The sequence below is a fragment of the Paenirhodobacter sp. CAU 1674 genome (assembly GCF_029222945.1).
GTDB lineage: Bacteria > Pseudomonadota > Alphaproteobacteria > Rhodobacterales > Rhodobacteraceae > Rhodobacter.
The window spans coordinates 46,006-66,114 of record NZ_JARHUH010000004.1 but is presented as its reverse complement, the minus strand read 5'-3'; the positions used below and the strand labels follow the sequence as shown (position 1 = coordinate 66,114).

Genomic DNA, 20,109 nt, shown 5'->3' with positions numbered 1-20,109 from the left:
CGCTGGCCGGATTACAGGGGGGCGCAGGCGGCGTGCAGCCAGTCGCGTGCGGGCGCGCTCAGATGCGGGGCGAGGCGGGCCGCGACCTCGGCGTGATAGGCGTTCAGCCAGTCGCGTTCGCCCGGCCCAAGAAGGGCCGTGTCGATCAGGCGTCGGTCAATGGGCACCCAAGTCAGGGTGCGGAAGGCCAGTTGATCGCGCCCGTCGCCCATCGCAGGCGCGGGGATCACCAGCACCAGATTTTCGATGCGGATGCCAAAGGCGCCTTCGCGGTAATAGCCGGGCTCGTTCGACAGGATCATCCCGGGCTGCAAGGGCACATCAGAGACGCGCGAAATCCGCGCAGGGCCTTCGTGCACGCAGAGCGCCGCGCCCACGCCATGCCCGGTGCCGTGGTCGTAATCTTGGCCCGCCATCCACAGCGGCGCGCGCGCGAGCGCATCCAGATCGCGCCCGGCCAGTCCACGCGGCCAGCGGGCGCGCGACACCGCGATCATGCCTTGCAGCACCCGGGTGAAGGGCGCGCGGGCGTCCTCGGGCACCGGGCCCACGGCGACGGTGCGGGTGATATCGGTGGTGCCATCGACATATTGCCCGCCGGAATCGACCAGCAAAACCTCGCCCGGCGTGACGGGGCGGTTGCTGGCCTCGGTCACGCGGTAATGCACGATGGCGCCGTTGGGCCCCGCGCCGCAGATCGTGTCGAAGCTGATTTCGGTCAGCGCATTGGTGGCGCGCCGGAACCCTTCCAGCGCGGTGACCACGGCGATTTCGGTCAGCTGGCCCTTCGGCGCCTCGGCGTCGAGCCAGGCCAGAAATTCCACCATCGCCACCGCGTCGCGGTGATGCGCGGCCTCCATCCCGGCCACTTCGGCGGGGTTTTTGTAGGCTTTGGGCAGGATGCAGGGATCTTCGGCCCAGAGGATCTGGGTCCCTTCCTCGGTCAGTTCACGCGCGACCTGCACGGGGGCCGAGGCGGGATCGACCTGCACCGGTCCGCTAATGCTGCGCAGGCCGGGCGCGAAGGCGGCGGGCGGGCGCAGGGTAATCTCGGGGCCCAGACAGGCGCGCAGTTCAGGGCTGAACTTTCCGGGCTCGGCATAAAGCGTCAGATGGCCGGTGTCGTGCAGCACGGCAAAGCCCTGCACCAGCGGATTGCGCGGAATGTCGGCGCCGCGGATGTTCAGCAGCCAGCAGATCGAGTCGGGCAGGGTCAGCACGGCGGCGGCGGCCCCGCGATCGCGCAGACCGGCAGCCAGGCGGGCGCGTTTGGCGGCGCTGTCCTCGCCCGCAAATTCCGGCGGGTGGATGCGGGCCGGGGCCATCGGCGGGGCCGGGCGGTCGGGCCAGATCGCATCGACCAGATTGGCCGAAGGGATCAACTCGATCCCCGAACCATCCAGCGCTGCCTCGATCTCGGTGATTTCCTTGCGGGTGTGCAGCCAGGGATCGAAGCCCACGCGGCCGCCAGCGGGCAGGGCCGCACGCAGCCAGGGGCCGGGTTTGACCTCGGGCCAGTTCACGGGGGTGAACGCGGCCGGGTCGACCTGCACGCGCACCTGCACGCGGTAGCGGCCATCGACAAAGACCCCCGTGCGATCCATCAGCGCGATGCAGAACCCCGCCGATCCGGTGAACCCGGTCAGCCATTCCAGACGCGCATCGCATTCGGCGACATATTCGCCCTGATGCGCATCGGCGCGCGGCACGATGAAACCCGCAAGCCCCGCCTGCGCCATCGCGCCCCGCAGCGCGGCCAGCCGCGGCGGGCCGTTTTGCGGTTCGGTGCGCGCGGTGAAATCCTGAAACATCACATCGCCTTGCGGATGCCCAGCACGCGGGCGCGGGCGCGCGGGTCGCTGTCGAACAGGCCCGCCAGTTGTTCGGTCATCGCACCGGCCAGCTGTTCGACATCGGTGATCGTCACGGCGTGCTGGTAATAGCGCGTCACGTCATGGCCGATGCCGATCGCGATCAGTTCGACCGCGCGGCGTTTTTCCACCATGGCGATCACGTCGCGCAGGTGTTTTTCCAGATAGATCGCGGGGTTGACCGACAGCGTGCTGTCATCCACCGGCGCGCCATCGGAAATCACCATCAGGATCTTGCGCGCCTCGGGGCGGGCCATCATCCGCTTGTGCGCCCATTCCAGCGCCTCGCCGTCGATGTTTTCCTTCAGCAGGCCTTCCTTCATCATCAGGCCAAGGTTCGCCCGCACCCGCCGCCAGGGCGAATCCGCGCGTTTATAGATGATGTGGCGCAGGTCGTTCAGGCGACCGGGTTGCTGCGGGCGGCCATCGGCCAGCCATTTCTCGCGCGATTGCCCGCCTTTCCAAGCACGGGTGGTGAAGCCCAGGATCTCGACCTTGACCGAGCAGCGTTCGAGCGTGCGGGCCAGAACATCGGCACAGATCGCGGCAATCGAAATCGGGCGGCCCCGCATCGACCCGGAATTGTCGATCAGCAGCGTCACCACGGTGTCGCGGAATTCGGTGTCCTTCTCGACCTTGAAGCTGAGCGGCGTGGTCGGGTTGGCGACCACGCGGGCCAGCCGCCCGGCATCGAGCATGCCTTCCTCGCGGTCGAATTCCCAGCTGCGGTTCTGTTGCGCCTGAAGGCGGCGCTGCAGCTTGTTGGCCAGACGACTGACGGCGCCTTTCAGCGGTTCCAGCTGCTGGTCCAGATAGGCGCGCAGCCGTTCCAGTTCGGCCGGTTCGGCCAGATCCTCGGCGGCGATTTCCTCGTCGAACTCGGTGGTGAAGACCGCGTAGTTCGGATCGGCCAGCGAATGCGGTGGCGGGGCGGGCGGTTCGTCCGGGGCATCGGCCTGCGGCATGTCGACCTCTTCGCCCATCTCCTGATCGGCAAGGTCATCCATGCTGACCGAGGTCTGCGACTGATCCTGCTGTTCTTCCTGGCTGCGTTCGGGGCTGGCCTCGGACTCGTCGCTTTCGCTTTCGTCGCGGCTTTGTTCGTCGCCCGCCTCGGGATCGTTCTCGGCGTCTTCGGCGTCGCTTTCGTCGTTCAGCTCTTCATCCGGGTCGTCGCCCAGCTGATCGGCATAACCCAGATCGGCGATCACCTTGCGGGCCATGCGCGCGAAAGCGGCCTGATCGGCCAGAATATCGCCCAGGTTTTCCAGATCGTCGCCAGCGGTCTGTTCCATGAACGGGCGCCACAGTTCCAGCACATTGGCGGCCGCAGGCGGCAGTTTGCGCCCCGTCGCCAGTTCGCGCACCAGATAGCCCGCAGCCACCGCCAGCGGCGCATCCTGCTGGCTGCGGATCTGGGCATAGCCGCGGCGCATCGCCTCGTGCTCGATCTTGGCGTCGATATTACTGAGCGTGCCGGGCATGTGCCGCGCGCCCAGGGCCTCGCAACGCGCGGTTTCCATCGCCTCGTACAGATTGCGCGCCATCTCGCCCGAGGGGGCGTAGCGCGCGGCCATCGCCTCGTCATGGTGGCGTTTGCGCAGCGCCAGCGCATCGCCCGTGCCGCGGGCCAGCAGTACTTCGTCGCGGGTCATCCGGCGGCTGACCTGCGGCAGGCGCATGGTGCCGCCCGCCATGCCGGAGGGGTCCACGGAATAGGTGACCGTCAGGTCCGGCGCGTCGGCCATCGTCTTGGTGGCTTCGGCAAGGGCCTTCTTGAAGGGATCGGCGGGGTTGTCGCTGGGTTTGGTCATGGTTCTTTATGCGAGGTTTGCCGGGAACGCGAAAGGGGACAAAACGCCATGGCGGCGCGCTGGCGCGCGGATCGCAGGGCGTTGGGCGGCGCTATGGTGTCAATTGCGGCCACGGAGCCTCCGTTTGGTGTCGGCGAGCCATCGGGACAGACGGCCTTTGGGGCGGGTGGACAGGACATGCCGCGCAAGGTGGAAAGCTGATTCCTGTTGCGCATTGGCATGTGCGGCGATGCGTGCGGGCAGGGCGTCGATCGACAGGAGCCGATAGCCGCCTTCGGGGCCCGCGGGGGCAGCCTGCGCCAGTTCGAGGCGCGCGAAGGCGCGCTCCTGAAATTCGGGCGTGCAGAAGGTGCCGCTGGCGCCGGCATGGGTGCAGCGCGCCGCGACCGGCTGGATCACGCGCAGATCCGGGTCTTGCATCACCATTCCGAAAATCGCCCAGTCCCAGCCCCAATCGCTCAGCAGATCGCGGATGCCATTGCCACCCGGGCCGGGCGGCTGGCTCCAGACCGGGGCGATGCGGTCCCAGTCGGCGCGGGTCAGACCGACGCCGATTGAATTGAAGCAGCGCGACTCGAACAAAGGGGCCGGTTCTTCCGGCCAGGACAGGAAGCCCGCGCTGCCGCAGGCCCCGGCCAACAGGTTCAGCGCGGCCCAGTGCGGCCGGTGATTGGCCCGATACCAGCGCGCCAGTTCCAATGCATCGGGCGCCAGTTCCAGATCCTCTTCCAGGGCCAGCACGAAATCGGCACCCTCGCGGAAGCGCTTGGAAATCAGCTGATAGGGATTGCCGTTCACGCCGAGACGTTGCCGGTTTTCGTGGACGTGAAAGCTGCCCTCGGGCAGGACCGCCGCGCAGATCGCACGAAAGGCCGGTTGCTCGGGCCCGGGTTCGACGCCGACATGCAGCTGCCACCCCTGCGGACCACAGGCCAGCAGAGTTTCAAGCATTCGCCTGAAAAGCTCTGGCCGGTTCATGGCCGTGCAGGTGAGGTGCAGCGTCTCCATTGCGCGATGCGAGCATTCAGCCGGACCCGGGCCGGGGCCCAGATCAGCGCAGCGCGATGGTGGCGGCGCTTTCCGGCAGTTCCTCGTCGAACAGGCGCTGGTAGAATTCGGCCACGGTCTGCCGCTCCAGCTCGTCGCATTTGTTCAGGAAGGTCAGGCGGAACGCATAGCCGACATTGTTGAAGATCCGCGCGTTCTGCGCCCAGGCGATGACCGTGCGCGGCGACATCACCGTCGACAGATCCCCGTTCATGAAAGCGGTCCGGGTCAGATCGGCCACGGTCACCATCTGGCCGATCGTCTTGCGCCCGGCTTCGGTGTTGTATTGCGGGTTCTTCGACAGCACGATCGCGGTTTCGGCGTCATGGCTGAGGTAGTTCAGCGTGGCGACCAGCGACCAGCGGTCCATCTGGCCCTGGTTGATCTGCTGGGTGCCGTGATAAAGCCCGGTGGTGTCGCCCAGACCCACGGTGTTGGCGGTCGCGAACAGGCGGAAATAGGGGTTCGGGGTGATGACTTCGTTCTGGTCCAGCAGCGTCAGCTTGCCGTCGGCTTCCAGCACGCGCTGAATCACGAACATCACGTCGGCGCGGCCCGCATCGTATTCGTCGAACACGATCGCGGTCGGGTTGCGCAGCGCCCAGGGCAGGATGCCTTCGTGGAACACGGTGACCTGCTTGCCATCCACGAGCTTGATCGCATCCTTGCCGATCAGGTCGATCCGGCTGACGTGGCTGTCCAGGTTGACGCGCACGCAGGGCCAGTTCAGCCGCGCGGCAATCTGTTCGATATGCGTCGATTTGCCGGTGCCGTGATAGCCCTGGATCATCACCCGGCGGTTATAGGCAAAGCCTGCCAGGATCGCCAAAGTCGTGTCGCGGTCGAATTTATAGGTCGGGTCAAGGTCCGGCACGCGGTCGCTGCGCTCGGCAAAGCCCTTGATCTTCATGTCACTGTCGATGCCGAACACGTCACGGACATCAATATCTTCGGTGGGCTTGGCGTTCATATCGAGCATGGCTTGCGTCCTTGTCCTTCGTCGTCTGGATTTGTGGACCATCGCCGGGGGTCGTGCAAGGGGCGGATTGTCCCGGTTACAGGCTGCGGCGGGCTACACGGTTGCGTGATGCGACGTGATCGTTCTGTGTGCAACTTCGCCGGCGGGGCACCCGTCTCTCACATGACCCGCCAATCGGGGCGGGCAGGCTGATTTGGGAGAAAAAGCCATGACCATGAACATGACCATGAAATCGACTCTGACCGGCGCCTTTGTTCTGACCGCGTTCCTGGGCTCTGCCGCGTTGGCGGGCGAAAACCCGATGGTGGGCGGTGCTGCAATGTATGACACCAAGACCATCGTCGAAAATGCGGTGAATTCGGCCGATCACACCACGCTGGTTGCGGCGGTGCAGGCCGCCGGTCTGGTCGAGACCCTGTCGGGCCCTGGCCCCTTCACCGTCTTCGCGCCGACCAACGCGGCCTTCGCGGCGCTGCCCGAGGGCACGGTCGAAACCCTGCTGCAGCCGGAAAACAAAGAGATGCTGACCAAGGTTCTGACCTGCCATGTGGTCGGCGCGGATGTGATGTCGGACGCGCTGGTCAAGATGATCGCCGATGACGGCGGCGCGCATCCGATCCCGACGCTGGGCGGCTGCACGCTGACCGGCAAGATGCAGGACGGCAAGGTCGTGATCGAGGATGAAAACGGCACGATGGCCACGGTGACCATCGCCGATGTCAAGCAGTCGAACGGTGTGATCCATGTGATCGACGCGGTTCTGACGCCCAAGATGTAAGCGGTGCATCGGTAACGAGTGGGGCCTGGTCCCGAAACGTGTGACCGAGTAACGAATGCCTCACCCCCGGGTCTTCGTGATCCGGGGGTGTTTTTGCGGCGCATCGGCACGTTCGGCACGCGTCGTCTTGCCCCGGGGCCGCGCGCCCCTTACCTTGGCGCCAACGGTAAAAGGGTGTGACGATGAGCGGCTTACTTGCACTTCTGGACGACGTGGCGGGGATCGCCAAGATCGCGGCGGCCAGCGTGGACGATGTGGCGGGGCAGGCGGCCAAGGCGGGTGCCAAGGCCGCGGGGGCCGTGATCGACGATGCCGCCGTCACGCCGAAATATGTGCATGGCTTCGCTGCCGCGCGCGAGCTGCCGATCGTGGGCAAGATCGCGCTGGGCTCGATCCGCAACAAGCTGGTGTTCCTGCTGCCTGCGGCATTGCTGCTGTCGGCCTTCGCCCCCTGGGCGGTCACACCTTTGTTGATGCTGGGCGGCGCCTATCTGTGCTTCGAGGGGGCCGAGAAGGTCTGGCATCTGTTTCACCCCGCGGCCCCCTATGCCGACGGGCATGTCGAAAGCGCGGGCGACCCCGGCCATCTGGAGGCCGAGAAGGTCTCGGGTGCGGTGAAGACCGATTTCATCCTCTCGGCCGAGATTATGACGATTGCGCTGGCCGCACTGCCTGCGGGCCAGCCGGTGTGGATGCAGGCGATGGCGCTGGCAATCGTGGCGGTGGGGATCACGGTGGTGGTCTATGGCGGGGTGGCGCTGATCGTGAAGGCCGATGATGTCGGGCTTTGGCTGGCGCGCGTCGGCCGGCTGTCAGCCACGCGGGCGCTGGGGCGCGGCATTGTCGCGATCATGCCGGGGTTCCTGAGCGCGCTGATGGCTGTCGGCACGGCGGCGATGATCTGGGTCGGCGGCTCGATCCTGCTGCATGGCACTGCCGAACTTGGCTGGCATGCGCCCTATGACTGGATACACCATCAGGCCGAAGCCGCGGCACAGGCCCTGCCGCAGGCCGAAGGGCTGGTGGCCTGGGGGGTCACGGCATTCTTCGACGGGGCGTTCGGGCTGGCTTTCGGGTTGGCGCTGATTCCGGTGGTCGCGCGGGTGATCGACCCGCTGATCGGTGCCCTGCGGGGCAAGCCCGGGGGGCACTGAGCCGCACATTCTGCGGACCGATCGCATTATCGCATGACATAGCCCCCCTGTTTGCGCGGTATTTGCGGCGCTTGCGGGCGGGGGCTGTGCGTTCCGCGCCACGGTGCGCAAAAAGATAACAGGAACGTGATCCGCCGGATGGTTCGGGGCGCATCGGCGCCTATGATGCCTGCAATTGGAACGATGAGTGAGCGGAGGCGGATATGTTATATTCCGAGACGCGCCTGAGCCGGTTGTGGGGTCGGGCGTTTTATGTGTTCCGTGCGAGTTTGACTGTTTTGGTCCTGTCCTTGCTGGGTGCCGTTTCGGCCTCGGCGCAAGTCTCGGTTCCTGCCGTCGGCACGGGCGGAACGGATGGCGTCTTGTCGGGTGATCCCTGGACGGTCTGCCGCGCCGATACCGACACGGCCTGGGTCGCAGCCAACGTCAGCGGCCAGTATAATGCGATCGTGGCCTGTCAGGCGCTCGGCTATACTTCGGTCGATGCCTGGGGCGGGACCTGCGGCACTGTCTGCGGGTATTGCGACGTCGCGGGCAATGAATATTACGATGGCGGTGGCGGCTCCCCGACCAGTCTGGCGTATACTGTTCATTGGCGCTGCACCGGCTATGTCGGGCAGGTCGATACCACCGATGCGACCCAGACCATGCGTGCGGATTTCGCACTGCGCCGGGCCGCGAGCTTGATCCGCAACCAGCCGGATCTGGCGGGCATGCTGCGCAACCAGGGTGGCAGTGTCACGGCCGATACCTCGCGCGGGAAGGGCCAGTTCGCGCTGACGACCCCCGGCGAGCAGCCGGTCTGGGCGCATCTGACGGGCAACTGGACCGATGCAGGTTCTGTCGAGGATGAGTATTTCCTGGCGCGGTAGGCGCGCACGTCAATCTGACGCAGGATATGATCGTCGGTGGCATGGTGCAGTTCGACCACGCCCGTTCGACCGATGGGGCGGCGATGATCGAGGGCGACGGCTGGCTGATCGGTCCCTACATGGCCGCGCGTCTGGCCGGGCAGCCGCTCTATTTCGAGGCCAGCCTGCTTTATGGCGACTCGAACAACCGGATCTCGCCCGATGGCAGCTATACCGACCGTTTCGACGCGGAACGGATGCTGGCGCAGGTCAAGTTGAGCGGCGAAGTGGTGCGCGGGGCGGTCACGCTGATGCCGCATCTGGGGCTGAGCCATGCGGTCGAGCGGCAGGATGGCTATACCGACGGGCTGGGGCAGACGATCCCGAAGCAGACGATCCGTCTGACCGAACTGCGCTATGGTCTGAACTTCAGCCTGCCTCTGACGGTGAGCAGTGGCACGATGGATCTGACCGGCGGGCTGAGCGGCATCTATGCCGATGTCAGCGGCGATGCAGCGGACAGCGCCTTTGCCGACTCCTATGACGGCAACCGCGCGATGCTCGAGCTGGGTCTGGCACGGCATTTCGTCAATGGCTCCGATCTGAGTTTCGGCAGCTACTATGACGGGATCGGTGTGAATGGCTATGAAAGCTGGGGTCTGAAGCTGAGCTACAGCACCGAGTTCTGATCTGGCATGACAGAAGAAACGGGGCGGAGGGGAAACCCTTCGCCCCGTTTTTTTCGGGCCCCGTTGCGGGCGGCGGTGTCGTGTGCCCGGCCCGGGCTTATTTGAAGTTGCGGCTGTCTTTCAGCTGATCCCAGGCCCAGACCACCTCTTGCAGCATTTCTTCCTGACTGCGGTCACCGCCGTTCATGTCGGGGTGCAGCACCTTGATCAGCGCCTTGTAGCTTTTGCGGATCTCGGCCTTGGTCATGTGGTCGCGCGCGTCCAGAATCTCCAGCGCCTTGCGTTCGGTCGGCGGCAGCTTGCGGCCGACCACGGTGCGGCCGGGGTTCTGCGTCGCGTTCTGCCCCAGCAATTCCATCGGGTCGGAAATCCCGTGCCGCGCCCAGCCCAGCTTTTCGTCATTGGCGCGGTTGAAGGGCTTGGTCGGGCGTTCCCACACCGTCGCATTGTCCAGGAAGGCCTGGAATTCCTCTTCCGACTGGCCCTGGAAATAGTTCCAGTTCAGGTTGTATTCGCGCACATGTTCCTTGCAGAACCAGAAATAGTCATCCAGCACCTTGGGGCTTTTGGGCGCACGATACTGGCCGGGCTCGCAGCAGCCCTGCTTGTCGCAGATCCGCGTCGAGGTCTCGAACGCGCCCGACATGCCGCGCTTGCCCTTCTGTCGGCGCTTCTTGTCAGCGGCGGCCGAGATGTTGAAACCGAAGGGATCGCTCTTGCTCATGCGGGTCTCTCATTATCTTCGTTCGCGATCGCTCGCGTGGGGGAACAGCGGGGCACTTGACGCCCCCCGCCGACTCGGGTCACGCAGTTTAGGCTATTTCGCGTGACAAGAAAGGGGGCCGGGGCAATGAGCGGCGCAAAAATACCGATGGCCGGGCGGATCCGCGCGCAGCTGGCGGTGCTGGAACCGACCGATCTGCAGGTGATCGACGAGAGCGCGCAACATGCCGGGCATTCGGCGCAGGCCCGCGCGGGCGAGAGCCATTTTCGCATCCGTCTGCGCAGCCGGGCTTTCGAAGGGCAAAGCCGCCTTGCGCGCCATCGCATGGTGCATCAGGCGCTGGGGGCCGAGCTTCTGGCGCAGATCCACGCGCTGGCACTGGAACTGGAGGTTTAGGCCTCGTCGTCCTCGGCCGGGCCCAGACGCGGGGCATTGCCTTCGGGCGCGTGGGTCGACAGCTGCCGCGCCCGCTTTTCCGCGGCGCTGGGGGCCGCGGCAAGGGCCCCGGTTTCGGGCGCCGATTGCGTGGCTGCTGCGTCGCGCGGGCGGCGGAACACCAGAAGATTGTGGAACACCGTCGTTTTCGAGGTCAGGCCGCTGCGTTCCTCGGCGGGCAGGGTTTCGGCGCGCCAGTATTCCCAGCCATCCCGTGCCAGCGCGTTCATCGCCAGTTCCAGCGCATGGGCGAACCGGTCTGCACCGGTTTTCAGGCCGCGATCCTTTTCGCCTTTCGACGGCGCAGGGACCACCTTGTAATCGTATTGATGCATCGCTTCACCTCGCTTTGAGGGGTTCTTACCCGATGCGCCCATCGGGTCAAGCAACGAAGGGGTGAACGGCGTTGCGGCGCTGGCCTCGCAAAACTTGACATTCCGCTTGAAATTTGCCGCATCCGGGCGCATGTATCGCGCGCCCGCAGAATTCAGCGGGCGGCATATATCGGAGTGACCATGGCCAAGGAAGAAATGCTCGAATTCCCCGGCGTCGTGAAGGAACTCCTGCCGAATGCGACGTTCAGGGTCGAGCTGGAAAACGGCCATGAGATCATCGCGCATATGGCAGGCAAGATGCGGAAAAACCGCATCCGGGTTCTGGCTGGCGACAAGGTGCAGGTGGAAATGAATACCTACGACCTTTCGAAGGGCCGTATCAACTACCGCTTCAAGTGAAGCTGAGCGCGTGCGACTGATCCTGGGATCGGCCAGCCCCCGGCGCCGCGAACTGCTGGCGCAACTCGGGCTGGAGCCTGCGGCAGTGCGGGCCCCCGACATCGACGAAGACCCCCGCAAGGGCGAGGCCGCGCGCGACTATGTTGCGCGCATGGCCCGGGAAAAGGCCGCGGCGCTGTCCTGCGCCGGGGACGAGGTGGTGCTGTGCGCCGATACCACGGTGACCTGCGGGCGCCGGATTCTGGGCAAACCTGCCGATGAAAAGGAAGCGGCCGAATTCCTGTGGCTGCTGTCGGGGCGGCGCCATCATGTGCTGACCGCCGTCGCGGTGCGCACCACGGGCGGCATCCGCGAACGGCTGGTCGATACGGTGGTGAAATTCCGCCCGCTGTCGAATGCAGAGGTGAACGGCTATCTCGCCTCGGGGGAGTGGCACGGCAAGGCGGGCGGCTATGCGATTCAAGGCCGCGCAGGGGCGTTCATCCCCTGGATTCAAGGCAGTTTCACCGGCGTCGTCGGCCTGCCGCTGGCGGAAACCGCGCTGCTTTTGCGCGCGGCGGCAATAGAGGCGGGGGCCGAATGAAGGGGCGCGTTGTCATTCTGGGCGATCTGCACGGGCTGGAAGCCGCGGCGCTGATGGTCGACGGCCAGCTGGAGGATCTGCTGGTCGATGCCTCGGAAGCCGTGGCGCTGGCGCCCGGTGCGATCTGCCGGGGCCGGGTCGAACGGCAGATGAAGGGGCAGGGCGGCGTCTTCGTGCGGCTGCCCGGCGGCGAAAAGGGATTTCTGCGCGAGGTCAAGGGCCTGGCGCCGGGGCAGAACGTGATCTGCCAGGTCACCGGCGGGACCGAGCCGGGCAAGGCCCTGCCGGTCAGCCTGCGCCTGCTGTTCAAGTCGCGCTATGCGATCGTGACGCCGGGTGCGCCGGGGCTGAACGTCTCGCGCCGCATCCGCGACGAAGAGGTGCGTGCGGGTCTGCAGGCGCTGGCCGGCGTGGTGATGGAAGGATCGGATTTCGGGCTGATCCTGCGCTCGGCCGCCGAGGGCGCCGAAGAGGGCGAGATCGTCGAAGACATCGCCGCGATGCGCGAGATGGCCGAGGCGGTGATTGCCGATCTGTCGGGCGAGCCGGAATTGCTGGTCGATGCCCCCGGCCCGCATGAAGAGGCCTGGCGCGACTGGGCCGACCCGCTGCCCGACGAGGTGGTCGAGGGTGACTTTGGCGATCATGGCGTGCTGGAGGCGGTCGATGCGCTGCTGGACCCGCGCGTGGCGCTGGCGGGCGGCGGTCACATGATGATCGAACCGACCCGCGCGCTGATCGCGGTCGATGTGAACACCGGCGCCGATACCTCGCCTGCGGCCAGCCTGAAGGCCAATATCGCCGCCGCGCGCGATCTGCCGCGTCAGCTGCGGCTGCGGGGCCTGGGCGGGCAGGTGGTGATCGACTTCGCGCCGATGCCGAAGAAGGACCGCGCCGTGCTGGAGCAGCAGATTCGCGTCGCCTTCAAGGGCGAGGCCGCGGAAACCAGCCTGGCCGGCTGGACGCCGCTGGGAAATTTCGAACTGGCCCGCAAGCGCGATCGCGTCACACTGGCCTCCTTGCTGGAGGGTCGGGAATGAGTTGTCCGATCTGCGGCAAGGAGATCGACCCGAAATATCGCCCGTTCTGTTCGAAACGCTGCGCCGATGTCGATCTGGCGCGCTGGCTGAACGGTTCTTACGTTATCCCGGGCGATATTGCCGAGGAAGAAGAGCGCGCCCCCAACGACGAACCGGCCGATCCTCGGCCGCATTGAGCGTGCGAGGCAGTCGGGCGGGGCGGATGAAAATTTTTCCGCAAAACCCTCTGGACAGCCCCCGCGCCCTCGTCTAGTAACCCCCCACCAACGCCACCACGGCAACGCCGCGGCCCGGTGCCCAGATAGCTCAGTTGGTAGAGCAGCGGATTGAAAATCCGCGTGTCGCTGGTTCGATTCCGGCTCTGGGCACCACTTAAATCCTTAAAATGGCTGCAAATTTTATCGCTACGGGCGGCGATTCCTTGGCTTTCGGCTCCAGATTTGCGCGCGGGGTTACGCCGGGGTTACAGAATATTTTTCAGAATCCGGGCCCATCCGTGTCATCCTCAGGCTCATAAGGGCCGTCCGAAGCACTCTTCGGGTGCTCACATTGTGTTGCGGCGCGCCAGCTTCTGGACATTTCCGCACTACCTTCTGGACGAAAATTTATTAGTCGACCATGGCTGCAACAAATCGCTGCGCTAGCAGGTCGTACCCGGCCCCGACTGTGTTCACGAGGTGAATCCCATCCGCATACGACCCGGTCGATGTCAGTTCTTCCGCCGTGGCCAACAGCCCGCTATCCACCACGCTCGTGCGCGGCAAGCAGGCCCCCGCCGTCGTCATGATCCGCCGATATGCGGTCATTTCGGCATCGTCGCCGCCCTCAGGCGGGTGATCCACCCACATGACGTATGTAAGCTCGCGAACGTCCCATCCCTGCGATATCCATAGCGCATCGTAGTGCCGTTGCACGGCTTCGTAGTTGTCCAACAGCGCGAGCGGCCCATCGGCATCTGTAATCGCGCGGCGACCAAGCGATGGCTGCGACGTTTCGGCGCGCTGGTTGTGGCCTTCGTTGCAGAAGATCACGATATTCGGAGGCATGCCGCGCGCAATGTGCAAACGACGGAGCTCGGCGAAGAAGTTGATTTCGCGGTTGTCATCTTTGGCCAAAACGGATGTCGCAATGTCATACATGCTATAGCCGCCAGCAGCGAACGCGACGTTGGTGCAGATGCCATGCGTCGCATCAATGTCCTCGACGCGAATGAATAGGCTCATGAATGGCCCAGTGATCGTGTTTCCGAGGTAGTTGAACCGCGCCGCATACAGCCCACCATTCCGGTACGCATCAGCTGCAAGGTCATATGCCCCAATTTTCACACTCTCCCCGGCAGCATCGTAGGTGCTGATCGGAGCAGAGGTGAAAATCATGTTCCACGGACTTTCTTCGTGGCGCATCGATATAGTGAAACTTCCAGACCCAGTTCCGAAAACTGCATACCCATAATGGACCCGCAGGGAATGTGTCGGGTCAAGCGGCAACCGTGGCAGGTTGTCGACAGGGGAGAAATATACGCCATTCGTTGTAGACCCGGCCAGTGTGGAGCCCGCGGCAACGAACCCAGGCTGAACCATATCGATCGCAAACGTCCCAAGGTCCGCCGAAAAACCTGATGTTGCCGCACCTGTCGGCCCCGTACCGAGGTTGAGCGGCGTTACCCATGCTCCAAACCGCTCTGCCAGCCGCGCCGATAGTGCTTTTGCAAGTCCGGCCCCCCCGAATTGCCCGTGACTGTTCGACAGCATGACCAGATCGACTATGCCATTCGAACCACGCCGCAGGGCCGATAGACCGTCTTTCGGATAGCTGTCTATTGACCCAAGCGCATTGATCTTGTCCGTGGCCACATCGGTCGCAGTTGCTTCTGCAATGGCCTCGATTTCTGCTGTCGAAACGCCTCCAGATGCGATCACTGGGATACCCCCGTCGGTCACGATCAGGTTCGTGATGCGCATGTAACTCGCACCGGACGGTAGTCCGATGTTCACATAGAGTTGTGCTGCCGTTGTTGCATATATCGGAACATCATCAAGCACATAGCTGTTGGTTTTCCCTACCCGGCGAAGGGTAGGCTTGAAAATAGAGGCGCCACCAGATGTTTTCAATTCGACGGCTCCGACCGTTTCCGGCAGCGTCCCATCGGTATCGATATCCATGCGCGCAGAGAGACGCGCAGGTGACGCGGACAGTGGCAGCACCAGTTGATATATGGCAGTCAGATTGCCAGTGTCAGTTACCGATGCCAGCGTTTTGTATCGCGCCATCAGATCGCCACGACTGATGCCACGCACTACCGCCATCAGGGGCGGTGCGCCGGAGGTCATGACCACCTCACGGATCACCACGTTCGATACTGCTCCCGCCGAAACTTGCAATTCGTAGTCGATCCACTGGGCGGTGTAGGTAGAGATATCCCATTCCGCCGAAAAAACAGCATAGCCATCGGGGGTATGTCCAGCGAGGGTAAGTGCTTTCGTGACGAAGGACGGCGCCGTAGTGTAGATCTGCATGCGGTTGCGCGCCAGTGACGCAATCGCTGTGCCGGCTAGGTCTATAACGACATAAACGTAAACGACACCAAACGATTTTGGTACTGCCGGGGTGTGTACGTACATTGTTGACCCAGCCGCTCCGATGAGTGCGGTTTGCGGGTCTTTACGATTGATCAGCACCTCGCCAACTGGCGCGGAGGCATATGCCAGCGCCCGCGCAGTCAGTCCGAGCACATCCGACGATAGCTTGCTGCTCAGCCCGGTACCTGCGACCCGGGTCCATGCACCCGCGACAGTGTCATAGCCCCGATAACGCCCGGCGTCTGGCACGATCAGCGCAGTGGCCGGGTCAGCGTGTGTGCCGGTGGCCTCGTCCGGTATCTCGGCGCCCTGGCCGATGATCGTGGGCGTCGTGTCCGCCAACTCTGTCCAGTTCGAGGCAATCACGTTATTTGTCGTTTGCTGCAGATCCAGAGTGTCCTGGCGTGCCTCAACCGTATCCAGGCGCGTCACCACATCGTCGGTTGTGGCATTATAAGCTGCCTGCGCGACCGACAACGCCAGATCGACCGCATTGATTGCCAACCCAATCGCGGTGCTCCCTAACAGTTGGGTGCCGAGGTCAGTCACCGCCTGCCGCGAGCTGGCCCCGCCAGCATTGACGATGATCTCATCGGCTAGAGCCACAGCTGGCAATTGGGTAGTAGATGCGCCATCAGTCATCAGATGATCTCCAGTGTATATGGGCCGCTGACCGGGCCCGGCGCGCCGTCGGAATTGCGCGGCTCGATCCAGACATAATGAGTGCCAGCGCTGAGGCAGGCGGTAGTTTCGAGGTAGGCAACGACGTCGTCGATCGAGCCGTCAAAATCTGCGTCAACGCGCAGTTCGATAGTGTCGTTGCCTGTCACTGCCTGGATGCGATCCCTGATCAGTCCATCCGTAGCGGCCGCTGACCCCGGGCGATCAGATCCACCACTCAGATAGGCAGTAATCGACCCTGCCGTGCGGCTGCCGAGTTGGTATCCGATGCGGTAGTACTTGCCAGAGGTCGCGACCATCGGCTGGCTTAGCACGCCCGCCGCGCCAGGTGCATGGGTCGCAATACTGCCTGCAATCGACCAGCCTGGCCCCATGGCCCAATCACCAGCAATTTCCATGGCACCACCCACGATCAGTGTCGCGCGCGTCGTATCACCCAGCGCCGTCGAATAGCTCTGTTGCGGCGCCACGGTGATCGGTACACCTGCGGCATCTGTCTCACGATCCAGTATGGCAGAGGTCGAACGATACACCTGGATCTGGGTGGTGGCGGTATCGGAACCAGTTGCAAACTGGATCAGCGCCCCGCCCAACAGCGTCGTAATATTGATCGCAGCATCATCCAGCGCGGCAGGAAGATCCGCATCGTCCGATCCGACAGTGATGGATACCGTGGTTGCATATGGGCCGATTATACCCGTCAGACTGACCCCAGCTGCGCGCAGCTCGACAATCTGGCCAGTCCAGTAAGTGTCGATATATCCACCACCACTGGCCACAGGGACAGTCTGCACGGTCCATGCAGGTGCCCCGCTCAGCCTATGCTCGACCCTATAGCTGGACGTAACGACCGCCCCAGATCCGGGCTCCAATACATATTGAATTCGGTTGGCAACACCTGTGCCGTCGAGGCCGGAGGTCAGCCCTGCAAATCGCGGTGCAGATGGCTGCAGCAAATTGGCATCGATCTCCGCCCCGACACGGCTCGACCATGCCGGGATCTCTGTTGCTGCCAGCAGCTCGTCAATCTGCGGGGCTGCATCTACGGTGCGAATAATCGCGCACATATCCTGCGTGGATTCGATCCGTGTCACGATCTGGGTATAGCTCTCTACTGCAGCGGGCCCGAAATGCACAACGTCGCCCGGCAGCGGGAGCGGGCCAGTGCCAGTCAGCGTCAAAATCCGGGTCCAGCCAGGCACGGTGCGGACGGTGCGGATGATCGACACACCGATCGTGTCCTCCTCCTCTCCGGGCAGTGTCTCTTCGAAAACGCGGAACCTGACAGCATAGGACTCGCCAGCGGTCATTTCGACCACATCATCCAGTTCGACAAGCCACTGCTCGGCCGATATCACGCGCGCCGCGACTTGCACCCGGCTCAGCACATCATGGCTTAGCGCAATGGCATCGCCTCGGGTCGCAGTGCGGATGGCACCGTCCTGTGTGACCTCATAGGTGTCGGGGCGATGAATCGTCTCCAGCTGCCGCCGCCGCGCCTCTCGCCAGACCTCATCGGCAAACACCTTGCCGGGCAGGCTGAGCTGCTCTGTGAGGGTGATCTCGCCATCGTACCCAGGCCAGGGCACAACCCGCTCGGTCTCCTGGTAATCGTTGCCAGCATCGTTAAATTTGACGGTGAACGCATGCGGTGGGTCGATATAAGCGCGCGACCATTTGAACCCCCAGCTATTGCGAGGGTTGATGTGGTCCACGATCAGTGTGTTGACCAGCGGCCGGTCAATCACCACGCCCCAGCGGATACCATCATGGCGCGGGGTAGCACGTCCGGCGGCCGCGATTTCGGCGAGCACATCGCGCAGCGTGGTGCCCGTGGCATCCAGCACCGCATTATAGGTCAGCGACTGGTCACGTCCCCAGTCAGCCCAGTCCTGCAACTGCGCCAAATCCAGTCCGCCATCGACCACCGCTTTCGGATTGCTCGGATGCTGCAGCACCTCGCGATAGGCGGCTGCAGGGCTGTCAGAGACACGCCGCACCCAACTGCCGCTCGTGGCGTCCCAATCGCGGCAGATCCGCGATACCAAGCAGTTGAAATTGTCCAGGCTGCCGTTGATCTGGTGCGTGGCCTTGATGCGCAGCGCGACCAACGCCAGTGGGCGCGAATGTGCCAGCGGATATTCGGGGCGCAGCGTTTGCAGCCCAGCCCAGGTCGTACGCTGCGAGATCTTGTTATCGTCCGACTCGTCGGTCAGCATGGTCAGGCGCACTTGCCAGCGCCCCCGGGTCGGGAATGCCCAGGTATGCTGACGATAGAAACCCTCGGCTTTCTTGGCGGTGATGGCGAGGTCAATGACCTCCTGCCATTCGTCCGCCTCGATCAGTCGGTGCTCAATGCGGATAGACACGCTGCGCACCCGCTTTTTGCCCTCGTCCGTGTACCGGATCAGACCTGATGGCCACGCCAGAATAATAGATGCACCCGCCGCATCCGCGCCCGTAGTGCGCACAATGGGGGTTTCGATCGTCGGGCTATCTTTGATGACCTCGCCGTCGTCATCGCGTGGCAACGGCCGGGTCAGCTCCACCCCGATCTGCTCCTCAACCACTTGCTGTGGATAGAGGCTGACCGGCAGCTCACCGTCGATGCCGTAACGCAGTTCCGTTTCGACCTCGTCATATTCGGCCAGCGAGGTCTCGCCCAGGCGCATATCGTCGATGGCTACCTCGCCCTCGCCCAGGCAGAATAGTGCGCGGACATACTGATCATTGCCAACGATCTCAGTGTACGGAGTCGCTGCAAATGGTGGCGCATAGCGCATCGTGCCCAGTACGAATGGCACCACGCCACCGGGATCATATTTGTTACGCCATCCGGTGATCGCATAGCTTTGGCGCTTTTCGGTGTCTGGTTTGACAGGCGGAATCAGCGCGTTGATCAGCAGATTACCGATGACGCTGACGCCCATCACGCCGATTGCTGTCCATGTGGTGGCGCTCAATCCAAACGTGCCCGCCATCGCAGCGCCAAAAATGCCGCCCAGGGCGACGGCGGCGATCGACACGACGATCGACAGCACGGCTTTCAGGGCGCCCTTTCCAGGGACCGCACGGATCACCACGCGCACACCTGCATGCGGGCGGCAGCGGTGCCAGAGTTCACGCGGCACAATCTGGCAGCCGCTTGATGTTACCAGTGCCACGCGCATACGGTCCAGATCGACCTCGTGTGCCCTCGGCATGGTGTGGGTGACGATATCTGCAACCGTGAGGCCGTGGGTCATCTCCAACTCGACCCGGCCAGCGCCGGGGTCGAACAGCGGCTCCGCCAAAACATAAAGGGGTGCTGGCGTCATCGGCGCACCTCCGAAATCATCTGCACATGGCGCCAATGCCCAGTGAACCGATGCGCCCATGGCCCGCGCCGATAATCGGCCAGCACGGCATGCGCCTGACCAATGTGGATCATCAGCCCATGCTGGATCACGATGCCGATATGCGAGGATAGCCGCCCACGCCGAAACACCGCGATGTCGAACGCAAGCGCGTCTCCAGTCACCGGGATCCACAGTGGCGATGACTGCGCGCCATCGATCAGCGCGGCAATCTCGCCATGCTCGTCGACCGAGCCATAGCCCAGATACTCCGGCAATGTGATCCCCAGCTCCTCGCGGTAGATGACGTGCGCGAGGCCCCAGCAATCGGCGCCCTCGGCCGAGCGGCCGTGGTCCAGAGATGGGATGCCGACATATCTGTTTGACCATGTCATGCTCTGCACCCTCCGTTGAGGAGTCGCGAGCTGTTGCTACGATGAGCATCTCCGAATCTGTCAAGCATGGAGGTAATGAGCATGGAATTCGAAGAACTGGATGCACGGCTGCGCGAGATAGAACTGACACTTCTTGCACACAGAAGCCTGATTGCGGTGCTCTTGGCGGAAAGCGCCGTGAGCAGCAACGAAATGCGCGCCACGCTCGAAGACATCTTTGCGCAAGCGATAGAGGCTAGGAAAATCCACATACCACAAGAACTTGGGGAGCAAATGCCGGACGTATACCGCATTATTCGCGTGCTCCTTGAACATGTGAACAAGCAGCTTTCCGTTCCTCTGAAGCCTCGGCCTTTTCCTGAAGAGCCGTAAGGACAGCCTCTTCCAGATCGTATCTAAGCTTGCGGCCGCCGGGCTTTA

Annotated in this window: 19 protein-coding genes and 1 tRNA gene; 11 read left to right on the top strand and 9 right to left on the bottom strand. The window is 63.7% G+C overall.

What is annotated here, in order from left to right; all coding sequences use genetic code 11:
• Window positions 1–11: 11 nt before the first annotated feature.
• From P2G62_RS07040 to cobS, 4 genes are all read right to left on the bottom strand, one after another.
• Window positions 12–1,811, bottom strand: a complete 1,800-nt coding sequence (locus P2G62_RS07040; RefSeq protein WP_275734172.1) for an aminopeptidase P family protein — start codon at window positions 1,809–1,811, stop codon at window positions 12–14.
• Window positions 1,811–3,685, bottom strand: a complete 1,875-nt coding sequence (gene cobT, locus P2G62_RS07035) for a cobaltochelatase subunit CobT (RefSeq protein WP_275734171.1) — start codon at window positions 3,683–3,685, stop codon at window positions 1,811–1,813. Before cobT ends, P2G62_RS07040 begins: the two co-directional genes overlap by 1 nt.
• Before the next feature lie 99 nt (window positions 3,686–3,784).
• A complete protein-coding gene (locus P2G62_RS07030; protein WP_275734170.1) occupies window positions 3,785–4,636 on the bottom strand; it encodes a hypothetical protein in 852 nt (283 codons plus the stop codon).
• Between the two features lie 100 nt (window positions 4,637–4,736).
• Window positions 4,737–5,711: a cobaltochelatase subunit CobS gene (cobS, locus tag P2G62_RS07025; RefSeq protein WP_275734169.1), complete on the bottom strand. Its 975-nt coding sequence runs from the start codon at window positions 5,709–5,711 to the stop codon at window positions 4,737–4,739.
• 226 nt (window positions 5,712–5,937) lie between these two features.
• Here cobS and P2G62_RS07020 point away from each other — a divergent pair, with 226 nt between their 5' ends.
• From P2G62_RS07020 to P2G62_RS07005, 4 genes are all read left to right on the top strand, one after another.
• Window positions 5,938–6,489, top strand: coding sequence for a fasciclin domain-containing protein (locus P2G62_RS07020; RefSeq protein ID WP_275734384.1), 552 nt, complete (start codon window positions 5,938–5,940; stop codon window positions 6,487–6,489).
• Between the two features lie 182 nt (window positions 6,490–6,671).
• Window positions 6,672–7,643, top strand: a complete 972-nt coding sequence (locus tag P2G62_RS07015) for a DUF808 domain-containing protein (RefSeq protein WP_275734168.1) — start codon at window positions 6,672–6,674, stop codon at window positions 7,641–7,643.
• A gap of 203 nt (window positions 7,644–7,846) precedes the next feature.
• Complete coding sequence (locus P2G62_RS07010; RefSeq protein WP_275734167.1) at window positions 7,847–8,515, top strand: hypothetical protein; 669 nt, start codon at window positions 7,847–7,849, stop codon at window positions 8,513–8,515.
• Window positions 8,516–8,541: 26 nt separating this feature from the next.
• The gene (locus tag P2G62_RS07005) at window positions 8,542–9,183 is read left to right on the top strand and encodes an autotransporter outer membrane beta-barrel domain-containing protein (protein WP_275734166.1); all 642 of its coding nucleotides are present in this window, start codon (window positions 8,542–8,544) and stop codon (window positions 9,181–9,183) included.
• A gap of 97 nt (window positions 9,184–9,280) precedes the next feature.
• Here P2G62_RS07005 and P2G62_RS07000 read toward each other — a convergent pair whose 3' ends face one another.
• Window positions 9,281–9,907 (bottom strand): J domain-containing protein, encoded by a 627-nt coding sequence (locus P2G62_RS07000; RefSeq protein ID WP_275734165.1) that lies wholly within the window; start codon window positions 9,905–9,907, stop codon window positions 9,281–9,283.
• A 126-nt stretch (window positions 9,908–10,033) separates the two neighbouring features.
• Here P2G62_RS07000 and P2G62_RS06995 point away from each other — a divergent pair, with 126 nt between their 5' ends.
• Window positions 10,034–10,303: a BolA family protein gene (locus P2G62_RS06995; protein WP_275734164.1), complete on the top strand. Its 270-nt coding sequence runs from the start codon at window positions 10,034–10,036 to the stop codon at window positions 10,301–10,303.
• On the opposite strand, the gene P2G62_RS06990 is transcribed toward P2G62_RS06995, so the two are convergent.
• The gene (locus tag P2G62_RS06990; protein ID WP_275734163.1) at window positions 10,300–10,677 is read right to left on the bottom strand and encodes a DUF4177 domain-containing protein; all 378 of its coding nucleotides are present in this window, start codon (window positions 10,675–10,677) and stop codon (window positions 10,300–10,302) included. The genes P2G62_RS06995 and P2G62_RS06990 overlap by 4 nt on opposite strands.
• 180 nt (window positions 10,678–10,857) lie before the next feature.
• Between P2G62_RS06990 and infA the strand changes: the two genes are divergently transcribed.
• The 5 genes from infA (at window position 10,858) to P2G62_RS06965 (ending at window position 13,070) form a co-directional block, all read left to right on the top strand.
• The gene (infA, locus tag P2G62_RS06985; RefSeq protein WP_036636451.1) at window positions 10,858–11,076 is read left to right on the top strand and encodes a translation initiation factor IF-1; all 219 of its coding nucleotides are present in this window, start codon (window positions 10,858–10,860) and stop codon (window positions 11,074–11,076) included.
• 10 nt (window positions 11,077–11,086) lie between these two features.
• Entirely contained in the window at window positions 11,087–11,659 is a 573-nt protein-coding gene (locus tag P2G62_RS06980) for a Maf family protein (protein WP_275734162.1), read from the top strand.
• Window positions 11,656–12,699, top strand: coding sequence for a ribonuclease E/G (locus P2G62_RS06975; RefSeq protein WP_275734161.1), 1,044 nt, complete (start codon window positions 11,656–11,658; stop codon window positions 12,697–12,699). Before P2G62_RS06980 ends, P2G62_RS06975 begins: the two co-directional genes overlap by 4 nt.
• Complete coding sequence (gene yacG / locus P2G62_RS06970; protein WP_275734160.1) at window positions 12,696–12,875, top strand: DNA gyrase inhibitor YacG; 180 nt, start codon at window positions 12,696–12,698, stop codon at window positions 12,873–12,875. Before P2G62_RS06975 ends, yacG begins: the two co-directional genes overlap by 4 nt.
• A 119-nt stretch (window positions 12,876–12,994) precedes the next feature.
• A tRNA-Phe gene (locus P2G62_RS06965) sits at window positions 12,995–13,070 on the top strand.
• A 237-nt stretch (window positions 13,071–13,307) separates the two neighbouring features.
• Here P2G62_RS06965 and P2G62_RS06960 read toward each other — a convergent pair.
• From P2G62_RS06960 to P2G62_RS06950, 3 genes are read right to left on the bottom strand one after another with little or no spacing between them, the layout of a single operon-like run.
• Window positions 13,308–15,920 carry a hypothetical protein gene (locus tag P2G62_RS06960; RefSeq protein WP_275734159.1) on the bottom strand — a complete coding sequence of 871 codons (2,613 nt, stop codon included), beginning with the start codon at window positions 15,918–15,920 and terminating at the stop codon, window positions 13,308–13,310.
• Window positions 15,920–19,276, bottom strand: coding sequence for a phage tail protein (locus tag P2G62_RS06955; RefSeq protein WP_275734158.1), 3,357 nt, complete (start codon window positions 19,274–19,276; stop codon window positions 15,920–15,922). The genes P2G62_RS06960 and P2G62_RS06955 overlap by 1 nt, the downstream gene beginning before the upstream one ends.
• Window positions 19,273–19,689, bottom strand: coding sequence for an NlpC/P60 family protein (locus tag P2G62_RS06950; protein WP_275734157.1), 417 nt, complete (start codon window positions 19,687–19,689; stop codon window positions 19,273–19,275). Before P2G62_RS06950 ends, P2G62_RS06955 begins: the two co-directional genes overlap by 4 nt.
• A gap of 81 nt (window positions 19,690–19,770) precedes the next feature.
• Here P2G62_RS06950 and P2G62_RS06945 point away from each other — a divergent pair, with 81 nt between their 5' ends.
• Complete coding sequence (locus P2G62_RS06945) at window positions 19,771–20,061, top strand: hypothetical protein (protein WP_275734156.1); 291 nt, start codon at window positions 19,771–19,773, stop codon at window positions 20,059–20,061.
• Window positions 20,062–20,109: the final 48 nt, after the last annotated feature.

Bases quoted from the DNA above. Each gene is read 5' to 3' on its own strand.
- P2G62_RS07010 (WP_275734167.1), top strand. From the start codon at position 7,847: ATGTTATATTCCGAGACGCGCCTGAGCCGGTTGTGGGGTCGGGCGTTT.
- infA (WP_036636451.1), top strand. From the start codon at position 10,858: ATGGCCAAGGAAGAAATGCTCGAATTCCCCGGCGTCGTGAAGGAACTC.
- P2G62_RS07020 (WP_275734384.1), top strand. From the start codon at position 5,938: ATGAAATCGACTCTGACCGGCGCCTTTGTTCTGACCGCGTTCCTGGGC.
- P2G62_RS07040 (WP_275734172.1), bottom strand. From the start codon at position 1,811: ATGTTTCAGGATTTCACCGCGCGCACCGAACCGCAAAACGGCCCGCCG.
- P2G62_RS06950 (WP_275734157.1), bottom strand. From the start codon at position 19,689: ATGACATGGTCAAACAGATATGTCGGCATCCCATCTCTGGACCACGGC.
- P2G62_RS07000 (WP_275734165.1), bottom strand. From the start codon at position 9,907: ATGAGCAAGAGCGATCCCTTCGGTTTCAACATCTCGGCCGCCGCTGAC.
- P2G62_RS06990 (WP_275734163.1), bottom strand. From the start codon at position 10,677: ATGCATCAATACGATTACAAGGTGGTCCCTGCGCCGTCGAAAGGCGAA.
- cobT (WP_275734171.1), bottom strand. From the start codon at position 3,685: ATGACCAAACCCAGCGACAACCCCGCCGATCCCTTCAAGAAGGCCCTT.
- P2G62_RS06995 (WP_275734164.1), top strand. From the start codon at position 10,034: ATGAGCGGCGCAAAAATACCGATGGCCGGGCGGATCCGCGCGCAGCTG.
- P2G62_RS06960 (WP_275734159.1), bottom strand. From the start codon at position 15,920: ATGACTGATGGCGCATCTACTACCCAATTGCCAGCTGTGGCTCTAGCC.
- P2G62_RS07015 (WP_275734168.1), top strand. From the start codon at position 6,672: ATGAGCGGCTTACTTGCACTTCTGGACGACGTGGCGGGGATCGCCAAG.
- yacG (WP_275734160.1), top strand. From the start codon at position 12,696: ATGAGTTGTCCGATCTGCGGCAAGGAGATCGACCCGAAATATCGCCCG.
- P2G62_RS07030 (WP_275734170.1), bottom strand. From the start codon at position 4,636: ATGCTTGAAACTCTGCTGGCCTGTGGTCCGCAGGGGTGGCAGCTGCAT.
- P2G62_RS06975 (WP_275734161.1), top strand. From the start codon at position 11,656: ATGAAGGGGCGCGTTGTCATTCTGGGCGATCTGCACGGGCTGGAAGCC.
- P2G62_RS06955 (WP_275734158.1), bottom strand. From the start codon at position 19,276: ATGACGCCAGCACCCCTTTATGTTTTGGCGGAGCCGCTGTTCGACCCC.
- cobS (WP_275734169.1), bottom strand. From the start codon at position 5,711: ATGCTCGATATGAACGCCAAGCCCACCGAAGATATTGATGTCCGTGAC.
- P2G62_RS07005 (WP_275734166.1), top strand. From the start codon at position 8,542: ATGATCGTCGGTGGCATGGTGCAGTTCGACCACGCCCGTTCGACCGAT.
- P2G62_RS06945 (WP_275734156.1), top strand. From the start codon at position 19,771: ATGGAATTCGAAGAACTGGATGCACGGCTGCGCGAGATAGAACTGACA.